The following is a 23,922-nucleotide window of genomic DNA, read 5'->3' as shown; positions in this document are numbered from 1 at the left end:
GCTCGCTCGGCTGCGGCACTTTCCCGGATTGCGCTTCGCTCCATCCAGGCTACGGACTGTCGCAAGGCTCCGCAGACGGAACCCACCACGCGCGATCGTGAATAGGGGGGCGCGATCCTTCCCGCTACAAGAGACCGGGGGCGCATCGAATCCTGCGCCAGAGCCGTGCCGTCTGTTGTCACCTCATCGTACCTCACCCGACGGGCGCTGGCCCGGGCTGCGCTCGTTCCGCTCGCGCTTGCCTGGCCGCGCGGCGCCGCCGCGGATTCCGACATGATCGCGCAGATGCGCGACATCGTCGCGAACGAGCTGGCGCCGACCGCAACGCCGGACCAGCCGGGCAGTCTGGCCGCCGCGCTTTATGCCGGCAACCATGTCGAGTTCTTCAACTACGGCTTTGCCGACGACGCCACGCGAAGGCCGGTCACGCCGGACACGCTGTTCAATCTCGGTTCCCTGCGCAAGCCGTTCGAGGCGACACTGGTCGCGCTCGGCACCCTCCGCGGCGAGCTGCGGCTCGACGATCGTCTGGTGAAATATCTCCCGGAGCTCATCGGCGACTATATCCGCCGCATCACCGTCGGCGAACTCGTCACGCACACCTCAGGCATGCTGCTGCCGACCGACCATCCGCCCTGGCCGAGCGACACGTTTTCCCGCGCGCAGCTCATCGAGATGTTCAACAGCTGGCGACCGCAAGCCGGCCAAGTGCCGGGCAAGCAGCGCGTCTACAGCCACGCCGGCTACGTCCTGCTTCAGCTCGTGCTCGAGCGCTGTTACGGCGCTCCGATCTCGACCCTGTTCGAACAACGCATCCTCAGGCCGATCGGCATGAATGCGACCTCATTGCCTGAACGCGGCGAGGACAGCCGTGCCGTCATGGACGAGACCTGGATGCAGCGCGCGGTCCAGGGCTACTCGGATCAGGGCATGGCGATCGGCTCCATCGGCAACCAGCAGAGCTATTTTGATTTTCCCGGCACGGGCCAGATGTTTTCTTCGCCGCGGGACCTCGCCGCATTCGTTGCGGCCTGCGTCGATGGCCGATCGATCGACCCGCATTTGCGCGAGGCATTGCGGATGACACAGCACGAGATCTTCCGCGTCGACGAGAAGTTCGGACAGGGAATGGCCTGGGAGACGGTGCATCTTCCAGGCGTCACCGTCGTCGACAAACCGGGTGGGCTCAACAACGCCTCCGGCTATATCGGCCTCGTGCCCGCACAGCGGATCGGCATCGTGTTGCTGGCCAATCGCGGCGAATACCCGCACGAGATCGCCCGCTACAAGATCCTGCCCGCGCTGGCGAAGCTCATGGGCCCGCACTGAACACATCCCTTAAAACAGAAAGCCCCGGCTGAGCCGGGGCTTTCCACGCCAGATCAGGAACGGGATGAAGCTCAGTACCTGGCGACGACGGGTCCGCCAAACTTGCAGTTCACGCCGACGCGCGCGATGTTCGATTTGAGATCGACCGAATGGGTGAAGACGTTGGCCGGAAACGCGCCGCCAAGCAGATTGGTGCTGGTCACGGTGCTGCGTCCGAGATCGACGTAGAGATATTCTGCCTTGAGCGACCAGCCGCCGCCGACGGCATATTCGGTGCCCACACCTGCGGTCCAGCCGACCCGCGTGTCGCGGATCGCGGCCGACTCGGTCGCGGCGGCGAACGTGTCGGTGAAGTTGAAATTGCCCTTCACCTCGGCGATGGCCGCGCCGCCGGTGGCGTAGAGCAGCCAGGTCGGAGCCGCGAGGAAGCCGATGCGGCCGCGGATGGTGGCAAGCCAATCGGCCGAGACTGACGACGACACGGTGAAGCCGGTCGGCGCGCAGCAGGGATAGAACGCCGAACCCGTCGCACTGCCCTTGAAGCCGAAATAGTTGATGTCACCTTCGAGGCCCAACACGGCGTTGTTGACCTGCCAGTTGTGGCCGGCGGTAAAACCGCCGGTGACGCTGGAGCTGTTGACCCGCTGGGCGCCGACTGCCGCAATCGCAGTAACACTGGTGTCCGCGAAATAGCCGGCGGGAGCGAACGCGGTCGAGGTGGCCGGATCGGCACTGCCCCACTGCCCGCCGACATTGCCGCCGACGTAAAAGCCGGTCCAGTTGTAGGCCGTCGCCATCATCGGCGCCTTGGTGTAGTGCGCCGCGAGGTCGGCCGCCTGCACGGATGCGGAGCCCAAGACAACCGCGGCAACCGCCAGCAAAAACTTCTTCATCCCGGTCTCCTTACCCCACGCGATTGATCTCGCGTTTCGAACGCGCGCGGGCAGAAGTTGTCCGGCGCTGATCGGGCATAGGCTGCCGGTCCCTCGCCGTCTTGGGCTGCGGCGAAGTTCATAGAGACTTTGACGTAGTACGCGCCGTGCGGCACGCGAACGCGTGACGGGTGTGACTCGAGAGCCACGCATCACCCTGTGGCAGCGGCGGGCCACGCACACCACTGTCGCATCGCGACACCCCGCGCGAACGCGATTCGAATCCCCGCCTCTCAGACCGAACGCGTCAGTCCGCCGTCAACGCGGATGTTCTGTCCCGTGATGTAGGCCGCGCCGTCGGACGCCAGGAACGAGATCGTCGCGGCGATCTCCTCGACCTTGCCGTAGCGCCGCATCGGCACGCTGTCGCGGCGTGCATCTAGCTCTGGCAGGCTGTCGATCCAGCCCGGCAGCACATTGTTCATGCGGATGTTGTCGGCGGCGTGGGTGTCGGTGAAGATCTTGGTGAAGGCGGCAAGGCCAGCGCGGAACACTGCAGAGGTCGGAAACATCGCGCTCGGCTCGAATGCCCAGGCGGTCGAGATGTTGATGATGGCGCCGCCCTTTTGCGTTTGCATGATTGGCATCACCAGCCGGGTCGGACGGATCACGTTGAGCAGATAAGTGTCGAGGCCGGTGTGCCATTGCTCGTCGGTGATCTCCGTGATCGGCGCCCGGGGCCCGTGGCCCGCGCTGTTGACGAGCACGTCGATGCGTCCCCATTTGGCCATCGCGCCGTCGACAAGCCGCTTCAGATCGTCGTTCGACTTGTTGGAACCGGTGACGCCCAATCCGCCCAGTTCAGCTGCCAGCGCCTCGCCCTTGCCGGAGGAGGACAGGATCGCGACGCGAAAGCCGTCGGCTGCGAGCCGGCGCGCAGCCCCTGCCCCCATGCCGCTGCCGCCGGCGGTCACGAGTGCGACCTTCTCAGCTGCCATCTCTGCTGCCATGACCGATCATCCTCTATGATATCGTGGAGCCGAGCCGCAGGCCCGGCCTTTCATGAGGTCTTCTACCGCCGGACCAGCCGGAAGGTCCACCGTCGAAGCGACTTGAAAGATGAGCGATTTGCAGATCCGCAATTTGCGCCCCGAGGAGATCGTGACCGCCGTCGACTGGGCCGCGGCCGAGGGCTGGAATCCGGGCCTCTCCGACGCCGCCTGTTTCGCGATCCCGGACGCGCATGGCTTTTTTGTCGGCGAGATCGGCGGCGAGCCGGTCGCGACCGTCTCCTGCGTCAACTACGACGATCGCTTCGCATTTCTCGGCTTCTACATCGTGCGATCAGATTTTCGCGATAGAGGCCACGGCCTGCGCATCTGGAACGCGGCGATCGTGCATGCGGGCGCTCGCGTGATCGGCCTCGACGGCGTCGTGGCGCAGCAGGATAATTACAGAAAGTCCGGCTTCCAGCTTGCTTACGCCAATATCCGCTATGGCGGCATCGCCGCCGCACCATCGAGGCCGCCCGCCGATGTCGTTGCGCTCGACACGATCCCGTTCGCACTTGTCGAAGCCGACGATGCAACGGTGTTCCCAGCTCCGCGCAGTGCCTTCCTGCGGGCCTGGATCGGCACGTCAGGACATGTCGGTCGCGCATTGCTGCGCGATGGCAAGCTCGCGGCATGGGGTGTGATCCGGCCGTGCCGGACCGGCCGCAAGATCGGCCCGCTCGTCGCCGACGACCGCGCGGCGGCGGAGGCGATCGTGCAGGCCTTGCTGGCGAGCGCGAACGGCGGCGAGATATTCCTCGACGTCCCCGCCGTCAATCGCGAGGCGATTGCGCTCGTGGAAACGCTCGGGCTGAAGCCGGTATTCGAGACGGCGCGGATGTACACCGGACCGATCGCGCCGCTGCGGATCGACCGCGTCTTCGGCGTGACCAGTTTCGAGCTGGGCTAGCTCAGTAGCAGCGCATGATGTTGACGGTGTGCTCGCCGCCGCCGCGGCCGGGCACAGTCACATGCTCCGTCGGACAGCTCGGCACGTAGGGCCGGTCGGACGGCACCACGTTCGGCGGGAAGCGATGTGTCCAATCCCAGGGAACGTCGTACGTATAGGTGTAGCGAACGTCGCTGGAAACGGGTTGGGCGGTCTCGGCAAAAGGCTGACCGTAACCTGCATTGTCATAGTAGAACCCGCCGCCGCCCGGCCAGTAGACCCAGGGCGTGTTGCGGCCACGGAACCTGGCGCCCGGCGCAATCGGCGGACGCGCCGCCGGACCGGAAGGCGTGGCGGCATGTGCGACGGCGCCGCCGGGCCTGGCAAAACTGTCGCTGGGGGCAAGGAGCAGCGCGGCTGCGCTGAGCGAGGCGAGCAACGCCCCAAATGATCTGGACATCATGATACGCACCAACTCGTTTGGCTTCGCGGATAGCGGCTCCCCACGACACGCTAGGCCGGGCTGTCGCCCACCCGCAAACGTATAATTAATTATTGGTTAAGGCACGGGATTAACAGGGAACAGACTGCGGCAAGACGCCCGGGATTGCGGCTGATGTCGCACGTGTTCCGGAAAACGGACTTCATAACCAGTTGATCGGAGTTGATCGGTTCGATCGACGACACCCGGAACGCTCCCGCACTGCGGTCGTTGGCTCCCGACACAAGCAAGGAGCATCTCCAATGCAGAACAAGTCGAAACTCCTCTGCCTGATCACGGCTTCACTCGTCGCGGGCACGTCGGCCGCCTCGGCCCAGGGCTATGATTGGAACGGATCGCGCGCGGGATGGGACCGCACCGCCCCGGCCTATCAGCCGGTTCAGCCCCGCGCCTACTATCCGGATGTCGCTGGACCATACGGTGCGCTCAACGGCACCAATCATCCGGCGCCGAGCTCGACGCAGGGCGATGTCGGCCCGGAGGGCAATAACAACGGTACACTGACCGGCGTCTATCGCAGCTGGTAACGCCCGCTCACGATCTGGCCCATCGTCCATCGCGGACGGTGGGCCTTCGTGCGTCAGCGGCCCTGCTGCTTGCGCAGCCAGTCCAGCATATCCTGCGCATTTCCGGTGCCCTGCGTCACGATGGCGGTGTTGCCACCGCTGCGGCGATAGACCGTGGTGCGCCCGGGCTCCTTCTCGATCTTGACCTCGGCCTGCGCCGGATCGCCGCTCTGGGTGATGACGGACGTGCCGTTCTCGTCCTGAACTATTGTGGTGTGGCCGTCACCTGACTCGCCGGCTCCCGCCGGCCCTGCTGCCATTGCCATCATGATGCTCATTCCTGCTGCAAGTGCGATGAACCTCATATTGCACCTCGCCTTCACGATCACCGGCTGAACTGAAATATCGACAGCCAGTTGAAGCGCCCGAATTGTCGCACCGTTCCCGTGTTCATGTCTCCGATCTGGAGCAGAAGGGCGTTGGTGGAATTGCCGACCTGGGTGATATCGGCAATGTTGCTCACGCCCGACTGACCGATCGCCAAATTGGTCGTGCCACCCACCTGAATCACGTCGACATAATTTCGCGTGCCGTTCTGGATGATCGTCGCATCGACCGTTCCCGTGCCACCGATCTGGATGACACGCGCGATATTGATGCGGCTGTTCTCTTCGATCGTGACCGGCTGGACATTGTTGCCGAACTGCACGACCGTTTCGATGCTCACGTTCCGGTTCGTTACGCCGCGCTGGACGGATCCGGCGGATGCCTCGGACGCGACGCTGACGGCGAACAATGCCGCCAATGCCAGGAGTAGCCTAGCGCATTTCATCGCTTGCCCCCATTACATTTCTGACGACGAGGTCGCGCCCGGCTCAATGGCTATTCTGGACAACAGTCGCCGAGTTGAACGCACCGAACTGGGCCAGGAAACTGCTGGTGGACTGGCCGGCCTGGCCGACAAACGCGACATTGTTCACGCCCGCCTGCCCGACCGATGCCGATGTCGTCCCGCCGAATTGCAGGATTCCGGTCGCGTTGTTCGTGCCGTTTTGAGTGACGGTCGCGCTGGTGCTGCCGCCGATCATGAACACGCCGGCCATGTTGAGCTGGCTGTTCTGGTTCAGCACGACCGGCGGGCCGCCGAGCGATACGATGGTCTTGATGTCGGCGGTCTGCGCACCGGCCGATCCGGCGCCCACGCAACATAAGGTGAGAAATGCGCCACAGGCGGCGCCTGAAAAATGCCTCATGACATGCCTCGCGACTGAAAATTGATTTGCGATCAAGGAGTCTGCTGCAAAATCGTCGAGCCGTTCAGGATTCCGAGCTGTCCGACGGCCGCCGCGTTGTTCGCGCCGATCTGGCCGATCAGGCTCGAGTTGGAGCCACCGGCCTGGCCGAGTAACGCGGTGTTGGACGCCGTCGCAGTCGTGCCGCCCTGCCCGATCACCGAGGTGTTGAAGGTGAGGAGCGAACCCGTCTGCAACGTAGTCGCAGCATTGGTGGCGCCGAATTGCATCGTGGTGGCGCTGTTGTTGGTGCCGCCACTCTGCGAAATGAAGGAGTTGTTGGTAGTGCCGAATTGCAGCACGCTGGCCGAGTTGCCGGCCTGGGCATCGACGGCGGTCAGCAAGCTGAACGCGACGATCGTGGCAACGGAATATTTTTGATGCATGACATTTCCTCCGCGAAAGTCGGCGGACAAGCTCTCACCGAGTCGTCCGGCCCGAGGCGGTGCTTTCAAGGATGGCGCGGACGCGCCGCAGTTGACGCGTCCGGCCAAACGGGGCTGGCTTAGTGCGCCGTCTGCGAGACGGTGCTGCCGTTGACGCCGAACACGCTGAGCTGTCCGACGGCAGCGGCGTTGTTCTGGAGCGCGGCAGGCCCGAACGAGTTCTGGGTGATCGCGCTGCCGTTGTTGCCGAACGCCACCTGGCCGGTCGTCGCCGAGTTCTGCACGCCGACCTGGTTGACCGTGCTGCCGTTGTTGAGCGAGGCCGCGCTGGTGCCCTGCATCGTGGTCGCGCTATTGATGATGCCGAGCTGGCTGGTCGACGAACTGTCGTTGGTGAGGCCCTGCTGCGAGACGCTGGAACCGTTCACGACGCCCACTTGCACGGTGGTCGAGGTGTTGGCGGCCTGCGCGGCGGAGGACAGGGCGAGCACGGCAACGGAAGCAAAAAACAATTTGCGCATGGAATATCCTTTCTGGCTAAGATCTCTGACTGGGTTCGGATGCCGTCTTGGAGGAGGCCGACATCGCAGGACAGACTTTGAACCGATCGTGCTGCGTGCGACAGACTGCAGTTCATGCTAATCGGTACGGACTAGACGTTGCGCGGCGCCTTAGGTGTCCGCGCACTAGCTGTACGGTTGTCCCGTGCCGGTTCGTGTTGTCTCGTCTTCGCGTCCCATGCTGTCGACCAACCGCACCACCTCGATCGGCGAGCGAAGCTCCAGCTTCCGCATCATCCTGGTGCGATGGACCTTGGCCGTCACTTCGCTCACCCCGAGCCTCGCCGCGATCTGCTTGGCGACGAGACCTTCGGCCATCAACAGCATGATCTCGCGCTCCCTCGCCGTCAGCGTTTCGACGCGCTGGCGCGCTTCGCGCACGCTATCTTCGCGTTCGAGCCGCCTGCGGTCGCGCTCGATGCCGTGCCTGATCGCGTCGAGGATCTCCTGCTCGCGAAAGGGTTTTGGAAGAAACTCGACTGCGCCGCGCTTCATCGCCTCGACCGAGACGCGGACGTCGGAATGGCCACTGATGAAGACGATCGGGATCAGCACGCCCGTCTCGGCGAGCCGGCGCTGAAGCTCGAGGCCGGTCGGCGCGGTGCCGGGAAAGCGGACGTCGAGCACGAGGCATGAAGGCCCGCCGGAAATAATCTCCCCGAGAAACTCGTCGGTCGATGCAAACAATTTTACCTGATGCCCGGTCTCCTCGCAGAGACTTCCGATCGCGGTTCGAATCTGGATCTCGTCGTCAATGACATAAACTGTAGCTTGACCTGAACTCATGGCAACGGGCTCCCCGGCTTGGGGCTCGATGAACAAGCAACGAGCCATCCATTCTTCTTGCAAGCGAGATCAAGGTGCTTGGATGAATTCGCGGGGATCGAGCGAGTCGCTCCGGTCCGCCGCTTCGACGTCTTAGGGCCAACACCCGTTCAAGACGAGTGAAGGCGTTCACATATCGGGTTTCGTGATTGGGGGGATTCGCCCTGGCGACCTGCGGCATCATGGCGATGCGCGATATCGACAATGCGACGATCTGGCGTCGGAACTTCGGTATCGCCGACTGCGTCATGGCATCGCCACCCACGTGCCGACTTGAACGCCGGGCGCTGGCCGCTTCGGCCAGAGCAGACGGGACGTTCAGTCAGCTTGTCGAGTTCGATACCGCGCGCGTCATATCGATACGCTCCGTATGCATTTCCGGCAAGTCACGAAAGATAGCACCCCGCAGACTTTACTTCTGGATCATCAAGCGCGCCCGACCGTCGCCCCGGCAACAGCGACACACTGACGATCGACTGCGTTTTCTTGGATTTACAACCATAGCGCGACCTTTGTCTGTGCCGCCAACGATGCCATTTCAAGAGGCGGGGTTTTTGATATGCGATTTGTGCCAGTTATTGCCTTGCTCGGAACTGCATGCGGCCTCGCCACGGTCTACGCCGCGGGGCCGGCCGTCATCGGCGACGCGGCCGGGGCCGCGGCGGAGAAAGCGGCCCGCGCCTATGAATCGACCCAACGGCTGCTCAAACCCGTCGGGCCGGAAGCACGGAGCTTCGGATCGGATGCCCCCGTGTTCCGCTTTGCCTCAATCCAGCGCGGCAGCATCGAGCAGACCATCACCGTCACCGGCGCCCTGCAGCCGGTCAAGACGATCGAGGTGGGTTCCCAGTTATCCGGGCAGCTCGCCCGGGTCTATGTCGATTTCAACGACACTGTCAGCAAGGATCAGCCGCTCGCCCTGATCGATCCGCGCAGCTTTGCGGCCAAGGTCGACGAAGCTAGGGCGGCGGTGGCGGTGGCGAACTCCTTTGTCGACATCGAGCGGGCCAAGCTCGACCGCGCCAGGATCGATCTGCAAAACGCCAGGGGCAGCAGAGACGTACTCGTGGCCAAGCTCGACAGCGCGCAGGCGGTCAAGGCGTCGGCGCAGAAGACCTTGCAGCGCAAGCTGGCTCTACAGTCACAAAACGTTGTGGCGATAACGGCGGTGGATGACGCCCAGACGGAGTTCACCGCGAGGCTTGCCCAAGAACGCGAAGCCGAAGTCCTCATGTCCCTGAACGCCTACTCAGTCGACGGCGCGCAGGCCGATATCCGCCGGATCGAGGCGGAATTGCAGCAGGCACGAATGGCCGTGCCGGAGAAGGCGGCCGTTCTCGCTGCGGCCCAGGCCGATCTCGACCGCACCGTGATCCGCTCGCCGATCGATGGCGTCGTCGTCGGCAGGTTCGTCAACGAGGGCCAGACGCTCGCGGTCGGACTGGAATCGCGGACCACGTTCGTGGTCGCGCACCGGCTGGAGGATATGGAAATCCACGCGCAGGTCGACGAAGCCGATATCGGGCGCATCGCCCCCGATCAGCGCGCCCATTTCACGGTGGATGCCTACCCGGACCGCCGCTTCGAGGCGGTGGTGCGGCAGGTGCGCAAGGCACCGCAGAACCAGCAGCACGTCGTGACCTACACCGTCGTCCTGGCGACCTCCAATCTCGACGGCGCGTTGCTGCCCGGCATGACCGCCCTGGTGAAGATCGTGATCGAGCGGCAGGACGACGTGTTGAAAGTGCCGCTTGCCGCGTTGCGCTTCCAGCCCTCCGGCACGCAGCCGGATGCCGCGGCGCGCAGCGGGGTGTGGGCACGCACCGCAAGCGGCTCGCTCCGGCGCATTCCCGTCACCGTCGGCGCGGCCGGCACCGAACAGGTCGCGCTCAGGAGCGGAGACCTCGTCGAGGGCAGTCAGGTCGCTGTGGGTCAGGCCATCCGGCCGGCCGGCATGGAGTTTCTCGGCATCAGGTTCGGATCATGACGGCCCTCCCGCCCCTCATCAGCCTGCAGTCGGTCTCCAGGACCTATCGCGCCGACGGAGTGGCGGTGGCCGCGGTGCGCAACGTCAGCTTCGACATCGAGCGAGGCGAGATCGTCGCGGTGATGGGACCGTCCGGCTCGGGAAAATCGACGCTGATGAACATGCTAGGGCTGCTCGACCTGCCGAGCGAGGGCGCGCTCTATCTCGAGGGAACCGACGTTGCCGATCTCTCGGAAGACCACCGGTCGTCCCTGCGCGCCCGCAGCATCGGCTTCGTATTCCAGTCCTACAATCTGCTCGCGCGCCACAATGCGATCGAGAACGTCGCGCTGCCGCTGGTCTATTGCGGCATCGGCCGCAAGGAACGTCTGGCCCGCGCCGAGCAGAGCCTGGAGGCCGTCGGCATGGTGCACCGGGCCCACCACTTCCCGCGGCAGCTCTCGGGCGGCGAGCAGCAGCGCGTCGCGATCGCGCGCGCCCTGATCGCCTCTCCGCTGATCGTGCTCGCCGACGAGCCGACCGGCGCGCTCGACAGCCGTACCGGCGCCGAGATACTGGCCCTGTTCGCCGCGCTCAACCGCACCGGTCAGACCATCGTGATGATCACGCATGATCCAGGGATCGCGACCCAGTGCCGGCGCACGATCCGCCTGCATGACGGCGAGCTCGTCGCTGACGAAACGCTGGTCCCGATCCTGCCGAAACGGAGCGCTGCGCCATGACGATGCTCCAGGGCTTCCAGATCGCGTTGCACGCCTTGCGCCTCAATCCGTTGCGCAGCATCCTCACCATGCTCGGCATCGTGATCGGAGTCGCCTCCATCGTGACCGTGTTTGCGATCGGGTCGGGCGCGCAGCTTCGGCTGCAGGAGCAGATCCGCTCGATCGGCGCCAACGTGCTGATGATCAACCCCGGCGCGGTCTACCAGGGCGGCGTACGTCTCAAGGATGGCAGCAAGCTCACCATGACCGAGAGTGACGTGCAGGCGATCCTCGAGCAGATCCCCGAGATCCAGGCTGCGGCCGGCTCGATTGCAGGAACGGCCCAAATCATTCACGAGAGCAAGAACTGGAACACGACCATCAACGGGACGACGACCGGGCACTTCATGGTGCGCGACTGGCAGCTTGCGACCGGGCGCTATTTTTCCGGAAGCGAGGAGGCAGGCGCCGGCAAGGTCGTGATCCTCGGCAGCACGGTGGCGCATGAGCTGTTCGCGCCCGGCGAGGACCCGATCGGCGCCCAGATCAGGATCATGAAGGTGCCGCTCGAAGTGGTCGGTGTTCTCGATCGCAAGGGACCGGCGCAGGACGACGTCGCCTTCGTGCCGCTCACCACGGCCAAGTTGCGCTTCCTCGGCAGCGCAAGCAACATCAACCGTGATTCGGTCGCCTACATCATCGCCAAGGTGGCCGCCGACGGACAGATGGCGGGCGCGCGAACGGAGATCGAAAACCTGCTGCGGCAGCGCCACCGTATTCCCGCCGGCCAGGAGGACGACTTCAAGGTCCAGGATCCGGCCGCCGCCATGGAAGCGCAGCAGGGAGCGATCCGCACCGTCGCGCTCCTGCTCGTCGCCATCGCCTCGGTCTCGCTGCTCGTTGGCGGCATCAGCATCATGAACGTCATGATCGTGTCGGTCACCGAGCGGACGCGAGAGATCGGAATCCGCCGCGCGCTTGGCGGGCGGATGCGGGACATCCGTCTTCAGTTTCTCTGCGAGGCGCTCGTGCTCTGCCTGCTCGGCGGCGCGATCGGCGTCGGTGCCGGCGTCACGCTCTCGATGACGGTCGCTCGCATGGCAGGATGGATCACCTCGATCGACGGCCAGGCGATCGGCCTTGCCCTCGCCTTCTCGATCGCGACCGGCCTGGTCTTCGGTTTTTATCCCGCCCACAAGGCATCCAAGCTCAGTCCGATCGAGGCACTCAAGACGGAGTGAGAACATGCTGGGGTGTTCGCATCGACCAAAGGCCACGGAGGAGCAGTCATGAGTCCGGATCCGAAACACCCGATCACACCAACGCCACGCGAGCGGGACCTGATGATGCTGATCGCACGCGGAATGCAGAACAAGAACATAGCCTACGAGCTCAAGATCTCGGAGAACACGGTGCGGGCGCATATCGGCAACATCATGCGCAAATACCGCCTTCAGAACCGGACCCAGATCGCGATCATCTTTGCCCTCCAGGCGGCGCCGCCATCGCTTCGCCGCAACCTGGCCAATGGCGGCCGCAATTCGGCGACGGCGGCGCCGGCCAAGGCGGTCGCGCGGAATACGCTGGTGCCGACGGCGCCGGATTGACCGCCGGGCCACAATCCCTTGCGTCACTTCGGGCGAAACACCCAAGTCCGGGGTCAACGGAACGGCGGCAAAATATTTCTCTTTATTAGAATTCGGATTTTTGTTAGGAATTTCTCACTCCGGCCCAAGGAAGAGGGGCGTATCGCGATCGTCACGAACGCGGGCCGGACGGCGGTGGACGTTAGTCACATCGGCGCGAATGGCTTCGCAGGGCGGGCAACCGTGAGTGAAGGCCTCGCGCACACGACCGGTATGATCGGCGTACGGCAAAATCGTGTGGTCCTGACGCCCGGGGTCTGTGCGTCAAGCGTTGCGGTGATGTGGTGGCTCAACCGGGCACACGCATCAGCCATCCGCAAGGCGACGGGGGCAATAGTGCATCGCTCCCCGGGGAGAGCGCGACATAAGCCGTAAAGCCACTGCGCAGGGAAGGTATATCGAGAAAAAGACTATATAATTCAATGGTATGAAGCCCATGTGTTCACATTTGTGTCCCGAACCGCTGAAGCTATTATTCCCTTTGCAAATCGTTCGCGGCAATTAAGCCCGCTCGGTGGCAGAGCTGGAAGCCAACGCGAGCGGCAAGCCGGTAAGGATCCGCAACTCCGTCACCGACGAGGTGCTGGCGACCAAGACCAGCATCCGCATATGGCCGCCCGCCGGTGCCTGCCGGTGACCGGCACCTCTTTCGTGGACGGTTGCGCCGCTTCGAGCAGGGTAATTTTAGACGATACCGAATGAAATCAAAAACCCTTCATCCACTAGGCCGGTTCACTGGTCGGCAACCTCGCCTTGCTATCGAGGCAGGCAATCGAAGCGGAGATTGTATGGCACGCAAACGCAAACCAGCCGCAGCCGGACTGAGCGAACTGCGAAGCAGAACCTTCTTCAACACGATTTCTCCGAGCATGTCGCCGGGTGTCAATCGCGAGGGTGAGAGTGCCAGCGCGCAGAGCACGGACGGAGTAGCCCGAAGAAGCATTGAAGGTCCAACGAGAACCGGGTTCATGGCCGTCGCTGCGTTCTTCTTGGTGTTCATGATGTTTAAGCCGACAACGCCGACACCGCCAACTCAATATTACACGGGATGCGAACTCAGGGGCGCGATAGAACGGTGCGCTGAGTTTGCAGCGGAGATTACGAAATGGAGCAACGTTCCGCTACCCATCCTTACGGGTGAGCCAAGCCGCGAAGATCAGATCAAGGCTCTGAACGAGCAAGACGAATGGTTGCGCGACGCCTACTACGCAGAGACAGCCAGAAAATCTTCAACTGAATTGGACAAATGGACGCGGCAAAATTATGCGCGGCGCGGCGTCAAAGACTGATCAAATGAAAGGCCGTTGGTCCATCGGGTATCGGCAGCGGCACTCTGTAACGGCACCTAGCGCGCTCGGTAACGGCTGATGTTGATGTGGTGATGGCGTACGTTTCAAGATCGCGGTGTTGCTCGTCTTTCTGCGCTGCCGGTGTCACTCGATCACTTCGTCGGCGCGGACGAGCAGTCTCCGCGCGGCCCGGTGAGGCCGAGCGCCTTTGCAGTCTTAGGGTTCACAACCAGCTCGTGCCGATCCGCAACCCGGTCACCGACGAGGTGCTGGCGGCGATGTTGACCGAGCGGATGTCCGTTCCACGCGCTACAGTGTTGAAGGCGCGATGACCTGATGCCGTCTTCTGTCGCTCGCCCGTCAGCGCGGTGAGCGGTCTGGGTCGCTGACTGCGCAAAACGTCCTTCGTAACAGGCTCGCCAAGCAAAGCTGGTATGGGCATAATCGCGCGAGCGTCACATCAGGCGGATGGAGAAATACGTGCTTCGTATCGACAAGAGCGGGAAAAAGTTAGTCCGACTGACGAAGTCCACTTTTGTGGATGCCGATCATTGGGAACGAGACTTGCAAGCCATGATCTGCACAGACCCGGACAGCTTCTGTGGAGAGATCGGCGAAAACTTTTGGGTGATTGGTCAGGAAGTTCGTCCGTCTGATGCCGTTCCTGACAGGATTGATATTCTTGCAACGGACGAAGATGGAACGACTGTCGTCATTGAGCTTAAGCGCGGCACGCACAAACTCCAATTGCTTCAGGCGGTAAGCTACGCTGGAATGATTTCTAAGTGGCCGTCCGACCGGTTTATCCAAACTTTAGCTACGAACTACACACTATCAATCGATGATGCGCGCGCCGAGATAGAGGAACACGTTGGCTCAGACGTTTCAGCGATCAACCAAAAACAGCGAATTTTACTCGTTGCAGAGGACTTCGACCCCGCTCTCTTGATCGCCGCCGAATGGCTTCATGAAAATTTTGAAGTTGATATTCGATGTTACAGGCTGTCGCTATCTCAGGAAGGCGGCAATGACTATTTGACTTGTGCGTGCGTGTATCCACCGATTGAAATCGCGGCCCTCACTCGCGGCTCCGAGAAGACAGATCGATCCTCCGCCGCGTGGAAGGATTGGGACGAGGCGCTGAAGTCTATCGGAAACCCAGCCGTAGCCGACTTCGTACGAACCGCCCTCGCAAGCAATCAAGAAGCGCGGCTCTATCGGCGCCAAATCATGTACCGTATCGGCGGGAAGCGACGTTTCTGGGTAACGTGCAGACCGGAATTTGGGTACGTGTGGCAGCTTGGGAGGTTTGATAGCGACGAACAGTTTTGGAGCAAGCGACTTTCGACACCCAACGTCAAGGAAGTGAACGATAAACGCGGCCTGCGGTTTTATTTGCGGACCTCTGCCGATTTCGACGCTTTCACTCGTGCCGTGTCTCAGGACTTGGCTTTGACCGAATTTTCTGAGCCAGAGGAGTTGGAGGAAGTTGAGGACGCATAGAGTGGATGGAATGCCGCGATGCTGCCCTTCCCCGCGTGGCGCGACCGCGAGGCGGTCGATGCTGAGGGGCGGAAGCGTTCGTACGGCTGGGTCTCGCGATCGGCATCGTTCGCCCTCAAGGGCAACTGCTTCAGCAGCGCGGCCATGTCGCGATCCGAAATCGCAAAGGCCGCCGGATCGACAGGAGGGGCGAGCGGCGCGGTCCTGACCCGCCGCAGGAGCCAAGCGCGAAACTCAAGCCGGTCCAGCCGTAACGCCGCCTTCAAGCCTGTCTTGAAAAACCGGTCGCGCTGCTCAGGGGTGAGCCTCGCCCAGCCCGCCGTTGCCGCTTGAACCAGATCAATCCGCCTCATTTCGTGAGCCTTAAGAAAGCGAGATTGAGCAAAAGAAACCACAAAAACGAAAAACGCAAATATGCTGAAAGCCTGCGGTCGGGCGGTCCCCGTGATTTGGTATGAGCCCCAAAGGACCCGACGAGCGGTCGTGCAAGGTGGCCGCGACGGTCCGCCCAGCGTGCCCTCACTCCGCTGGGGCGTGCTGCGCCTTGGCGGTCCGCTCCTGCTCGCTACGCATCCATGCCCACTTCGCGTGTTCGCGTGCGACGCGAACCCGCGCTTCTTTCAGCGGGAGACCCCTGTAGTGGGCGCCGGTCGGATTTTGCTCGAAGAACTTGTCCACCTGTTCTTGGGTCATGGTGGCGTGCGCTTTCAGAAACCAATCGTAAAGATCGAAGGGATCGCCATCGCGCAGTCCGTGCGAGGCGTTATCCTTGCCGAACACCGCATCCGTGTAGCGGCGCGCGGCTTGCGCTTCGCCTGCTGTCAGCGGCATTGTCACGATCCAGCGGAGACCGTTAGCGGCGACGGCGAGCATGGCCTTGTCTTCGCCCCATGAAGTGATCTCCTCTACCGTCGCACGGACCGTTTTTCCATCCATGTCTGGTACATCCATGATAGCGCCGATCTTGACCGTGGGCTGCGGCTTGCCGTCGCTGTCGAGCAGTTCAGGCGGCGAGCCATCAAAGGTGGTCGGCACGGTGCTGGCCGTCTTCCAAGCTTCCATGAGCCAGAAAATGTCGCGGTGCTTATCGTAGCCCTCCAGCGCAGCTTCGACCTCTATTGGTCGCCCGAAGGGATAGTCGTCGATCTTGATGGTTTCCAAGAAGCCGAAGCAGGAGTTGCCCGTTACGTCCTCGTTGGCGAGGAAAGTGTGGTTGGTGATGACGACATACGCGGGCGCGATCGGCTGCCCGTCCACGGTCATGCTTTTCTCTGCGTCGCGGATCGCAACTTCGGCTTTTTCGGCGACCACGCGCCAGTCGGCCTCGGCCATCATGGTGGGGATGCTCAACTCAAACCAAAAAACCGGATTTGTGAGTTTCTTCTTAGACGCCTTGTAGATCTGGTCGCGCACATAGCCTTCCAACTCGCGCTGAAACTCCGCATTCGTCACGTCGGTCGTAGGCGCTTTCCAGCCGTTCTTGCGCTTGGCTTCGACCTCATAGGTCTTTCCGGATGCCTTGGACTTTGCCCTAAACTCCGGTGTCGGCGTCGATCCGGCCATCGTCTCCGCGCAAGCAATCTCCATGCCCGCTACGGCCAAAGCCGCGCCCACGACAACCTCGTGATAGGCGGGCATGAAACTGAGGGGATGGCGCAACCGCTTCACCAGCAAGTTCGGTATCTCGTCGTGGTGGGCGATCAGGTACAGCGCATAAGCCAAGTGCAGCCAGCACGCCATGAAGCCCATCATCACAATGGTCCTCACCTTCGGATCGCCGGGCTTGTGGCTGCTGTATTCTTGGGTCTTTTGCAGCCAACGGAAGAGCGGATGCAGGCCCTTGTTGCGTTCGCGCTCGCCCCAGTCATGGCCGAACGTCTTCTTCATGAAGTAATCGAGGAAGTTCGGGAAGAGGACCCAGTTATTGCCCCAGTGGAGCGCCCCCTTCACCGCCACGAAGCGGAAGCCGTTCGCCTCATCCATCCACGAGATAATGGGGTTACCGTGGCCTTGCTGCTGCTGGCGTACGCTCTCGGCCGCTTGATGGTGACGCAGCATGGTTTGCGCTTGCGCCAAGAAGGCGGGGTCACGTTCGGGCATGGGTCCGCGCTGCATGCCCGGCTTTTCGGCACCCAGACAGCATCTTTTGAACTTTTTGCCGCTCCCGCACGGGCACAGCTCATTCCTTCCAGTCTTCATTTTGGGATTATCGCAGAGTTGTGGCGCGCCGTCGCCTCCGTTGTGCCCGGCGCGTCGTCCACCGCAAGCTGTAGCGGCTTGCCGATGCCGGGCCTGCTGCGCTTCAATACGGAATGTCCGTGCTCACCCGCCGCCGATATCCCGAACGCCAAGACTGCTGGCACATCTATTTCGATGATGTGCATGTCGGCACCATCGCGCAATGCGTGGGCAACCCCGGTGCGCAAGAAAGCTGGCAGTGGCAATGCGGGTTCTATCCCGGCTCCAATCCCGGCGAACAGCGCGGCGGCACCGCGCCGACCTTCGAGCAAGCGCGCGCCGACTTCGAGGTCGCTTGGCAGAAGTTTTCAGCGAAACGAACGGAAGCCGACTATCAGGGGTGGCGCGATCAGCGCGACTGGACGGCGCGGAAGTACGCGATGTGGGAGCGCGGCGAGCGGCTTCCGTCGCAGCAGGCCAGAGCATGAAATTCGCCGCCACCCGATCATTCGCCGATCCCGAAATGGCGGCCCGCAAGCTGCTGGCAAGGAGCTTTTTGCTTGACCGCAGATAAATCACCAATGATCGTCACTAAGCTGGATGCTGCACGCCGCCAGTTAGCGACCGCAATACGTCTGTGGTTTCGCAATGGAGATGCAGTCTCCATTCACACACTGGCCTTTGCGGCTTATGAGGTGATCCACTTCATCAGCATTCACCGGGACAAATACCGGCGCGATCTAGTGTTCGATAGCGATGTGATCAAAGACGAGCATCGCGCGGAGTACAACAAGCTCATCAGATCGCCCGCAAACTTTTTCAAACATGCCGACCGCGATCCAGAGGGGTCGCTTGAGTTTGAACCCGTGGCATCTGAAATCTTCATCCTTTTTGCCATACTTGGCCTAGCTACGATTAAAGAGCCAAATACTGACGAGGAAGCCGCGTTTATGTTTTGGCGCTATTTCCACCACCCCGACCAACTGACGGAAGCTGGCCGCAAAGCGTACGTGGATGGCATCCCGGATGAACGTCTTGCGGAAATCAGGAGCATCCCGAAGGATCATTTCTTCGAGGCATTCGCCAAAAGCCGGTGGATGAACCGGCGGCTCGAAGAAGACAGAGCTAAACATACCATTAGGCTGCCTCCAAGGCGGGAATGATGGACATCATCCCCCAAAACGCCGAGATGGTTCAGTTTCGACCATCAAATCCCCAGCAACAGGCACTCGTGCGCGGCGGGCGGCTGCCTTAGTCTCTCGGAAGAAGGCTTCACTCGGTTTCCTGCGAACGACCGGCCAGACCCGTTGACTACCTACCCGCTCCCGCACCAAAATCCCGCTTTAGCGGAGGGCTGGTAAGATGGACTACCGCAAAGAGCTAGAAGCGCTGATGGCCGAGACGGCCGCGTTGGCAGCGGCGACGGCGCTCGCAATTCCTCACAACTCGCCTGTTGCCGGTCCGCAAGCTCCGCTTGACCTCGTCGTATCGATCCTAAACGAGCCCAGCCGTCCGGCACCTCGGCCTTATAATTATGGTCCGTCCGAGCGCGAGCAGATCAGCAAGCGCGTAGAGAACTTCAAAGCGCACCAAGAACGGTTTCGGCGGGAGCGGGAAGATTATTATTCGAAGATTATGACGCGGGTCCGTGATGCGGCGCAAGGCCGGATGCCGCCGGACGAATTTTAACAGGAGATCCAATGTCGCAGATTGCTAAGCGATCCATTGCCATTCGTAACCACAAAACGAGCATCAGCCTTGAGGACGAATTTTGGTCGAGCCTCCGCGAAATCGCTCTGACGGAAGGCACAAACCTTAAGGACCTTATCGCAGAAATCGATAATGGACGCGCTCATGCAAATCTGTCATGCGCCATCCGGCTGTACGTGCTCGATCACTATAGATTGCGCGCCCGGATGCCAGCGCACGGCGATAGCTCCCACGAGCGGATATAGCCACGAAGCAGATCAGAGCCGCACCTAATGCAGCAGGCCGTGCGGGGGGCGTTTCTCTAGCTCATCGCTCATTTGGTCGCTGATGCGCATTAATCTATGCTCTAACAGCTCGTTGAGAAGCATCAATGCTCTAAGCGCATCGCGCGGGTCGTCATTACAAGCGGCGATGATCTCCTCGATCGCCAGTTCGTATTCATCGAGAACGCTTTTGGTTTGCATGCGTGACATGCGAACAACGTACAAACAGAAATTGCGGCTCGGCGAGGTTTGACTGAGCTTATGCCCACAATCCACAGGTCACGGGTCGTGCGAAGTGGAACGATGGCCAGAATGCACGAATACCGTGGCAAAATTGCAACCTGTGCAGGCACCCGGGCACGCTACGCTGGATGGCCGGAAGGGGGCACGATGTTCGAGGTCTACTTCAATCAGAAACGTGATCTGCTCGTGCTGTGGAAAGGCTCCGCAGTGCCTGTACTCGGCTCGCGGGGTAAATGGCGGAAGAGCAAGAAGCGGGTGATCAAGGTCAGCGACGAAATCAAGTCAGCAGTCGAAACACAGGGCTACTACGTGCGAAGGCTCCGGGATCATCAGCAACGTACCGCGTAGGTAAACACATGGCGGGCTCGTTCAATGTGTGAAGAATGAGAAGCCTTGTCGAGGAACATATTGCCGCTGACCAACATTCTCCAAGCGCCAGAAAGCTGAAGGAGAATGGGATGCGCAGGTACCTGTTTGCTGCACTGCTCGCGAGTGCGATCTCGACACCCGTAGTTGCTGATGAAGTTGGCGTTGGTGTTCAGGCCGGTCCCGTCGGCGGAGGCGTCACTGTTGGCGAGACGCATGAGCGCCGACCCGTTGATCGCGACCGCACTACTGTCATCAGGGAGCCCGAGCATCGGGAAACTGATAGAACGACCGTGATCAAGAGAGAGAATGAGGACGGCAGCAGAGAGAAAGAAGTCATCCATCACGACAACGACTAACGGAAGTAGACCGGTCGAACGGTCGTGCTTTTCCGGCTGTTTTAGATCAGTTGGTCGAAATCCTAGAACGGCCCCACCTGATCGTCGCCGTCAGTCAGATGCATCGCGAGTTGTAGCCCGGTTTGGCCCCGATTGCGCCAGCACTTGCCATTCATCTGCGAGTGCCAACCAAGCGTTTTGGTCCGAGGCATGTCGCGCCTGAGATGCGCGGGCGCGACACTCCTGAGCGAGCGCATGATACCTCGCCACTTCGGTCGACACGTCTGTATCGCAATGCATGTTGGCATTATTCGCGGCGCCATGCTGCAACGCAACCAGTGGGAGGTGGGAGCCCGCAAAACGGGTCATCTGTGACAATGTTGCAACGGTTCCAAAGAACTTAGGTTCGCCAGAAAGTTGCCGGCTTCGTTGCCAAATCCGGTCAACAACGTTCCTCACAACCGCGTGAGGCAACGCAGGGGATCAACTATGCGAAGGATTTGGAGCGCAAGTCACTTGGCGACTGTCGGGAGCTTGCAGTCGCAGTTGGACGATTTGAATAAGCGATTAAGTGCGTTTGAACGTGATCTCACCGCGCGCTCAACAATCGATGCGCTGAAGCGCGATGCACTTTCCGTATCTAGACAGATCGACAGCATACGGTGCGCGGAGGCAACTGCTTCGCTGGGCGAACTTTTGCGAAGATAACCAACAGAAGCGCCGCAAGCGATACGTCAGTTCCGGCAGGACCAAAAGGTGCCCTAGCGGGCTTCCGCTCGCCGCGTCCAACCAACTTCACTAGCTGAATATAAGCATCCGCTATGGAGTTCCCTTCTGGAACCTTTTCCTTGTGTCCACTTTGTAACATCTGCGGAGTTGCGGCATAGCAGAGGGCGTTGTGGAATTGCCGATCGTACTTTTGGTTGAAGACGATGAAGCAGTTCAAGGTGTCGTCGCAGACGTGTTGAACGAAGGCGGTTTTGAGCCAGCCACCGCGCGAACGGGTGAAGAAGCCGTTACCTTGCTAAAGGGGCGTCAAACCAATTACTGCGCTCTCGTGACCGACATCAACCTGCTGGGTCGGTTTAATGGATGGGAGGTTGCGCGCGCTGCCCGCGAGGTCGCTCCGAATTTCCCGGTGGTGTACATGACGGGAGCTGCGGCTGACGAATGGCCCTTCCAAGGTGTTCCGAACAGCATCCTTCTTCGGAAACCCTTTGCCCCCCGCGCAAATCGTGACAGCCATCTCACAGCTTTTGAACGTCGGCTCGAAGCCGGTCTCCAGCAACTAGTTTTGGTTCGATCTCCCTTTCCCAAGATCGTCAGCATCTCACGCGCAACCGGCGAAGCGTAGAACGGGAAAGCGATAGCCCGCAGCTCAAGGCGGCGCCTGATCTCTGCGAACTTATTCCGAGTTGGTTTGCCGCGTGGTGCTCTCAGCCACTCGCTATCTTTGCTTCCGACGCGCTCGTGCCGATCTTCTTTGGCGTCATCGTCCCATCGGCAGCTCCTCGGCTTCTTCCTTCGCCAACAGCCGAAGCATCTCGATACCCATCTCCCCTTCTTGAGGTGAACTGATGAACCTGATCTCTTCGGCGCTCTCCTGAAGTGTCGCAATCATAGCGACCGCCTGATGAGCTGTCGGCGTTTCGGTCGCCCAAACATCTCGTTCGTTCTTACGTACAAATCCGATTGTATAGGACATCGCTCCCTCCCTGCAGATAGCCGCCGAAAGTAGATCGCAAGAACGGCGAGGATGCTAGGCCATTCGGGTGAGTTACGTTTGGAGGACATAACAAGCCGATGAAGAACGCCGAACAAACGGGGCGCCATCCTCCAATAGGCGCAAACTGCCGGGCTGGGTTCATGCGGGCGAACGTACAAAGTTCCAAGTGCGGAACGAATGCCCACGGGCAGCGCACCGCGCGTGAACCAATGCGCAATGCGAAGCCGAAACGAAAGTTTCTCGCAGCAAGCGCGGCATCAACCGACTAGTCGGCGATCGGAAAAACCTAAAAATACTTCTGCATCATAATCATGATGCGTCTGACGCAAAAACAGAAAATAAGGTGGGGAAAAGTTAGAAAACGCGGGAGGAAGGGAATGAAAACCGTACGCCGCTTGCGCGCGATGGCCTCGTTGTGCCGACAGAGTGCCGCATATCATCCTGACAGAAGCTGGAACCTGCTCGCCGAGGCGGAGTACTGGGACCACTTAGCGGATGGGGAGCTTCTTGAGCTCTACAAAGAATGCACGGGCAGCTCGATACAAGATGGCTGCGTAAAGAAGCGTGCATCCGATATCCAGCATCCCAACCTGTGAGCCCAAAGAGCCTTTCAGAATGCACTTGGGGCGATACCGGCGTCTCCAGTGAGTAGTAGCGCAATGCCGTGCTGAGATCGTCGGCATAATCTTGCGCCGACATAGCAGTCTGCTGTCGCGTTGATGTAGAGCAAAGCCGCGTCGGCCGTTAATAGACCCCCGGAGACTAGCTCCGAGGGTCCTGCCATGACTGGGTCCGGGTCCATCCGCCGATCATGCCCAGCCGATGCAGTCGCAATCACGTCATCCGATCGTGGCCTCTATGTGGCTCGAAAACGACTTCGCCGAGAGCTCGCGTGCGCGCCAATCAGCGCGCCGCCGATGCTCAACTGCCAACGCCTTACGCGCCTGCACGTCTGAGATGATCTCGTCGATCTCAGCGCCATCCAGCGTCCGCTTGATGCGCAACACGGTGGACAGCACGATCAGCACGTCACCATAGGGCTTCATCAAATCACGCGCTGCGACCTCGCAGTGTGCGATGAAGGTCTCGACGGCATGCTCGCTCTTGCAGATCAGCAAGGCAAGCTCGCGCGCTTGCCGGAGATCGTCAGCAGGCGTCGGCGGCTCTCCGTCGATCAGCATGCGCTCTGCAGCCCGACCGGCAAGGAACTCGATAGACCTGTTGTAGACGTTCTCGAAAATGTCGGCCACGGTGCGACGATCTTCGCCTGCCTGCGGCATATGCTCGCTAAGTGCATCGAGAATGTCGCAAGCATCGCCGGCGCCTCCCACGAACGCCTCGCTGTGTCCAACCCCCCAGCACAAGCCTTCGTAACCGCGAGCGGCATCCGGGTTGACGGTGATGCCGCCAACATCGTGCCCAAGCAGGCGTGCACAAAGGGCATGCCCGGCTTCGTGGATAGCAATGCGATGATCGTGCTCGGGCGTGCGGCCCAACGCTGCCAGAAGCTCGTCGTATTCGTCGACCTCGTCGTCAGGGCCGCCGCCGACCTCTCTATTGCCTTCGACGCCGGCAGCGGCCGCCTTTCCACCGAGAGCGGTCGCCGCAGACGCGCCGCACTCATCGGCAGGAATTCCTTTAGTCATGACCGAGAACCTTCTTGTGGCGCGCCACCATACGCGCGCGGATCGCCGCGATAGCTGGACTGCAAGCCCCGGCATGGCGCGAGATCAGCTCCGCGACGGACCCGGGCATGCGA

General features: G+C 61.3%; 31 protein-coding genes and 2 pseudogenes. 17 read left to right on the top strand and 16 right to left on the bottom strand.

Annotated features, from left to right (window positions below; translation table 11 throughout):
- Nucleotides 1-273 precede the first annotated feature (273 nt).
- Nucleotides 274-1,329: a serine hydrolase gene (locus tag IVB48_RS01735; RefSeq protein WP_247398122.1), complete on the top strand. Its 1,056-nt coding sequence runs from the start codon at nucleotides 274-276 to the stop codon at nucleotides 1,327-1,329.
- A 71-nt stretch (nucleotides 1,330-1,400) separates the two neighbouring features.
- Here IVB48_RS01735 and IVB48_RS01730 read toward each other — a convergent pair whose 3' ends face one another.
- Both IVB48_RS01730 and IVB48_RS01725 read right to left on the bottom strand, forming a co-directional pair.
- Complete coding sequence (locus IVB48_RS01730) at nucleotides 1,401-2,222, bottom strand: outer membrane protein (protein ID WP_247396858.1); 822 nt, start codon at nucleotides 2,220-2,222, stop codon at nucleotides 1,401-1,403.
- Nucleotides 2,223-2,494: 272 nt separating this feature from the next.
- Entirely contained in the window at nucleotides 2,495-3,199 is a 705-nt protein-coding gene (locus IVB48_RS01725) for an SDR family oxidoreductase (RefSeq protein WP_247362765.1), read from the bottom strand.
- Between the two features lie 121 nt (nucleotides 3,200-3,320).
- Between IVB48_RS01725 and IVB48_RS01720 the strand changes: the two genes are divergently transcribed.
- Nucleotides 3,321-4,163 carry a GNAT family N-acetyltransferase gene (locus IVB48_RS01720; protein WP_247396856.1) on the top strand — a complete coding sequence of 281 codons (843 nt, stop codon included), beginning with the start codon at nucleotides 3,321-3,323 and terminating at the stop codon, nucleotides 4,161-4,163.
- A gap of 1 nt (nucleotide 4,164) precedes the next feature.
- Here IVB48_RS01720 and IVB48_RS01715 read toward each other — a convergent pair whose 3' ends face one another.
- Nucleotides 4,165-4,605 carry a hypothetical protein gene (locus IVB48_RS01715; protein WP_247396854.1) on the bottom strand — a complete coding sequence of 147 codons (441 nt, stop codon included), beginning with the start codon at nucleotides 4,603-4,605 and terminating at the stop codon, nucleotides 4,165-4,167.
- 281 nt (nucleotides 4,606-4,886) lie between these two features.
- On the opposite strand from IVB48_RS01715, the gene IVB48_RS01710 reads away from it, so the two are divergent.
- Nucleotides 4,887-5,171: a hypothetical protein gene (locus tag IVB48_RS01710; RefSeq protein ID WP_027567428.1), complete on the top strand. Its 285-nt coding sequence runs from the start codon at nucleotides 4,887-4,889 to the stop codon at nucleotides 5,169-5,171.
- A 53-nt stretch (nucleotides 5,172-5,224) separates the two neighbouring features.
- On the opposite strand, the gene IVB48_RS01705 is transcribed toward IVB48_RS01710, so the two are convergent.
- From IVB48_RS01705 to IVB48_RS01680, 6 genes are all read right to left on the bottom strand, one after another.
- Nucleotides 5,225-5,515 (bottom strand): hypothetical protein, encoded by a 291-nt coding sequence (locus tag IVB48_RS01705; RefSeq protein ID WP_247396851.1) that lies wholly within the window; start codon nucleotides 5,513-5,515, stop codon nucleotides 5,225-5,227.
- A gap of 20 nt (nucleotides 5,516-5,535) precedes the next feature.
- Nucleotides 5,536-5,946, bottom strand: a complete 411-nt coding sequence (locus tag IVB48_RS01700; RefSeq protein ID WP_276576824.1) for a curlin — start codon at nucleotides 5,944-5,946, stop codon at nucleotides 5,536-5,538.
- A 79-nt stretch (nucleotides 5,947-6,025) separates the two neighbouring features.
- A complete protein-coding gene (locus IVB48_RS01695; protein ID WP_027567431.1) occupies nucleotides 6,026-6,403 on the bottom strand; it encodes a curlin in 378 nt (125 codons plus the stop codon).
- A 32-nt stretch (nucleotides 6,404-6,435) separates the two neighbouring features.
- Nucleotides 6,436-6,828 carry a curlin gene (locus IVB48_RS01690; RefSeq protein ID WP_247396846.1) on the bottom strand — a complete coding sequence of 131 codons (393 nt, stop codon included), beginning with the start codon at nucleotides 6,826-6,828 and terminating at the stop codon, nucleotides 6,436-6,438.
- Nucleotides 6,829-6,947: 119 nt separating this feature from the next.
- The gene (locus tag IVB48_RS01685; RefSeq protein WP_247286972.1) at nucleotides 6,948-7,349 is read right to left on the bottom strand and encodes a curlin subunit CsgB; all 402 of its coding nucleotides are present in this window, start codon (nucleotides 7,347-7,349) and stop codon (nucleotides 6,948-6,950) included.
- A 165-nt stretch (nucleotides 7,350-7,514) separates the two neighbouring features.
- Complete coding sequence (locus tag IVB48_RS01680) at nucleotides 7,515-8,174, bottom strand: response regulator (protein WP_027567434.1); 660 nt, start codon at nucleotides 8,172-8,174, stop codon at nucleotides 7,515-7,517.
- Nucleotides 8,175-8,772: 598 nt separating this feature from the next.
- Between IVB48_RS01680 and IVB48_RS01675 the strand changes: the two genes are divergently transcribed.
- From IVB48_RS01675 to IVB48_RS01650, 7 genes are all read left to right on the top strand, one after another.
- Nucleotides 8,773-10,200, top strand: coding sequence for an efflux RND transporter periplasmic adaptor subunit (locus IVB48_RS01675; RefSeq protein WP_027567435.1), 1,428 nt, complete (start codon nucleotides 8,773-8,775; stop codon nucleotides 10,198-10,200).
- Nucleotides 10,197-10,922, top strand: coding sequence for an ABC transporter ATP-binding protein (locus tag IVB48_RS01670; RefSeq protein WP_247396840.1), 726 nt, complete (start codon nucleotides 10,197-10,199; stop codon nucleotides 10,920-10,922). The genes IVB48_RS01675 and IVB48_RS01670 overlap by 4 nt, the downstream gene beginning before the upstream one ends.
- Nucleotides 10,919-12,142 carry an ABC transporter permease gene (locus tag IVB48_RS01665; RefSeq protein ID WP_247396837.1) on the top strand — a complete coding sequence of 408 codons (1,224 nt, stop codon included), beginning with the start codon at nucleotides 10,919-10,921 and terminating at the stop codon, nucleotides 12,140-12,142. Before IVB48_RS01670 ends, IVB48_RS01665 begins: the two co-directional genes overlap by 4 nt.
- A 48-nt stretch (nucleotides 12,143-12,190) precedes the next feature.
- Nucleotides 12,191-12,508 (top strand): LuxR C-terminal-related transcriptional regulator, encoded by a 318-nt coding sequence (locus tag IVB48_RS01660; protein ID WP_247396834.1) that lies wholly within the window; start codon nucleotides 12,191-12,193, stop codon nucleotides 12,506-12,508.
- A 553-nt stretch (nucleotides 12,509-13,061) separates the two neighbouring features.
- On the top strand, nucleotides 13,062-13,184 hold the full coding sequence (locus tag IVB48_RS41085) for a hypothetical protein (RefSeq protein WP_256468851.1): 123 nt from the start codon (nucleotides 13,062-13,064) through the stop codon (nucleotides 13,182-13,184).
- Between the two features lie 151 nt (nucleotides 13,185-13,335).
- Entirely contained in the window at nucleotides 13,336-13,836 is a 501-nt protein-coding gene (locus IVB48_RS01655) for a hypothetical protein (protein ID WP_247396830.1), read from the top strand.
- A 480-nt stretch (nucleotides 13,837-14,316) separates the two neighbouring features.
- Nucleotides 14,317-15,339 (top strand): hypothetical protein, encoded by a 1,023-nt coding sequence (locus IVB48_RS01650; RefSeq protein WP_247396821.1) that lies wholly within the window; start codon nucleotides 14,317-14,319, stop codon nucleotides 15,337-15,339.
- On the opposite strand, the gene IVB48_RS01645 is transcribed toward IVB48_RS01650, so the two are convergent.
- The 3 genes and pseudogenes from IVB48_RS01645 to IVB48_RS41080 all read right to left on the bottom strand — a co-directional run.
- The gene (locus IVB48_RS01645; RefSeq protein ID WP_247396818.1) at nucleotides 15,276-15,692 is read right to left on the bottom strand and encodes a hypothetical protein; all 417 of its coding nucleotides are present in this window, start codon (nucleotides 15,690-15,692) and stop codon (nucleotides 15,276-15,278) included. The two genes, IVB48_RS01650 and IVB48_RS01645, sit on opposite strands and share 64 nt — an antisense overlap.
- Before the next feature lie 166 nt (nucleotides 15,693-15,858).
- Nucleotides 15,859-17,439: a hypothetical protein gene (locus tag IVB48_RS01640; RefSeq protein ID WP_247398207.1), complete on the bottom strand. Its 1,581-nt coding sequence runs from the start codon at nucleotides 17,437-17,439 to the stop codon at nucleotides 15,859-15,861.
- 33 nt (nucleotides 17,440-17,472) lie between these two features.
- A pseudogene (locus IVB48_RS41080) lies at nucleotides 17,473-17,538 on the bottom strand (SEC-C metal-binding domain-containing protein); the annotation flags it as partial.
- Between the two features lie 113 nt (nucleotides 17,539-17,651).
- Here IVB48_RS41080 and IVB48_RS01630 point away from each other — a divergent pair.
- The 4 genes from IVB48_RS01630 to IVB48_RS01615 all read left to right on the top strand — a co-directional run bounded on the left by IVB48_RS01630 (nucleotide 17,652) and on the right by IVB48_RS01615 (nucleotide 19,472).
- Nucleotides 17,652-18,005: a hypothetical protein gene (locus IVB48_RS01630; protein WP_247396815.1), complete on the top strand. Its 354-nt coding sequence runs from the start codon at nucleotides 17,652-17,654 to the stop codon at nucleotides 18,003-18,005.
- 72 nt (nucleotides 18,006-18,077) lie between these two features.
- Nucleotides 18,078-18,680 (top strand): hypothetical protein, encoded by a 603-nt coding sequence (locus tag IVB48_RS01625; RefSeq protein ID WP_247396813.1) that lies wholly within the window; start codon nucleotides 18,078-18,080, stop codon nucleotides 18,678-18,680.
- 199 nt (nucleotides 18,681-18,879) lie between these two features.
- Nucleotides 18,880-19,206: a hypothetical protein gene (locus IVB48_RS01620; RefSeq protein WP_247396810.1), complete on the top strand. Its 327-nt coding sequence runs from the start codon at nucleotides 18,880-18,882 to the stop codon at nucleotides 19,204-19,206.
- 11 nt (nucleotides 19,207-19,217) lie between these two features.
- The gene (locus IVB48_RS01615) at nucleotides 19,218-19,472 is read left to right on the top strand and encodes a ribbon-helix-helix domain-containing protein (protein ID WP_247396808.1); all 255 of its coding nucleotides are present in this window, start codon (nucleotides 19,218-19,220) and stop codon (nucleotides 19,470-19,472) included.
- 24 nt (nucleotides 19,473-19,496) lie between these two features.
- Here IVB48_RS01615 and IVB48_RS01610 read toward each other — a convergent pair whose 3' ends face one another.
- Nucleotides 19,497-19,691 carry a hypothetical protein gene (locus IVB48_RS01610; RefSeq protein ID WP_247396806.1) on the bottom strand — a complete coding sequence of 65 codons (195 nt, stop codon included), beginning with the start codon at nucleotides 19,689-19,691 and terminating at the stop codon, nucleotides 19,497-19,499.
- Nucleotides 19,692-19,880: 189 nt separating this feature from the next.
- Here IVB48_RS01610 and IVB48_RS01605 point away from each other — a divergent pair, with 189 nt between their 5' ends.
- Entirely contained in the window at nucleotides 19,881-20,081 is a 201-nt protein-coding gene (locus IVB48_RS01605) for a hypothetical protein (protein WP_247398119.1), read from the top strand.
- Here IVB48_RS01605 and IVB48_RS01600 read toward each other — a convergent pair.
- On the bottom strand, nucleotides 20,063-20,443 hold the full coding sequence (locus tag IVB48_RS01600; RefSeq protein WP_247396804.1) for a hypothetical protein: 381 nt from the start codon (nucleotides 20,441-20,443) through the stop codon (nucleotides 20,063-20,065). The two genes, IVB48_RS01605 and IVB48_RS01600, sit on opposite strands and share 19 nt — an antisense overlap.
- A gap of 898 nt (nucleotides 20,444-21,341) precedes the next feature.
- On the opposite strand from IVB48_RS01600, the pseudogene IVB48_RS01595 reads away from it, so the two are divergent.
- Nucleotides 21,342-21,729 (top strand): annotated as a pseudogene (locus IVB48_RS01595) (response regulator).
- A 197-nt stretch (nucleotides 21,730-21,926) separates the two neighbouring features.
- Here IVB48_RS01595 and IVB48_RS01590 read toward each other — a convergent pair.
- Entirely contained in the window at nucleotides 21,927-22,142 is a 216-nt protein-coding gene (locus tag IVB48_RS01590; protein WP_247396802.1) for a hypothetical protein, read from the bottom strand.
- 398 nt (nucleotides 22,143-22,540) lie between these two features.
- Here IVB48_RS01590 and IVB48_RS01585 point away from each other — a divergent pair, with 398 nt between their 5' ends.
- Nucleotides 22,541-22,759, top strand: a complete 219-nt coding sequence (locus IVB48_RS01585; RefSeq protein WP_247396800.1) for a hypothetical protein — start codon at nucleotides 22,541-22,543, stop codon at nucleotides 22,757-22,759.
- A gap of 243 nt (nucleotides 22,760-23,002) precedes the next feature.
- Here IVB48_RS01585 and IVB48_RS01580 read toward each other — a convergent pair whose 3' ends face one another.
- A complete protein-coding gene (locus IVB48_RS01580; RefSeq protein ID WP_247396798.1) occupies nucleotides 23,003-23,809 on the bottom strand; it encodes a hypothetical protein in 807 nt (268 codons plus the stop codon).
- Between the last annotated feature and the right edge of the window lie 113 nt (nucleotides 23,810-23,922).

Origin of the sequence: Bradyrhizobium sp. 76 (assembly GCF_023073025.1) — a bacterium.
In the GTDB taxonomy this organism is placed as follows: domain Bacteria; phylum Pseudomonadota; class Alphaproteobacteria; order Rhizobiales; family Xanthobacteraceae; genus Bradyrhizobium.
The sequence above is the reverse complement of the archived record's forward strand: the minus strand, read 5'-3'. Positions and strand labels throughout refer to the sequence as shown.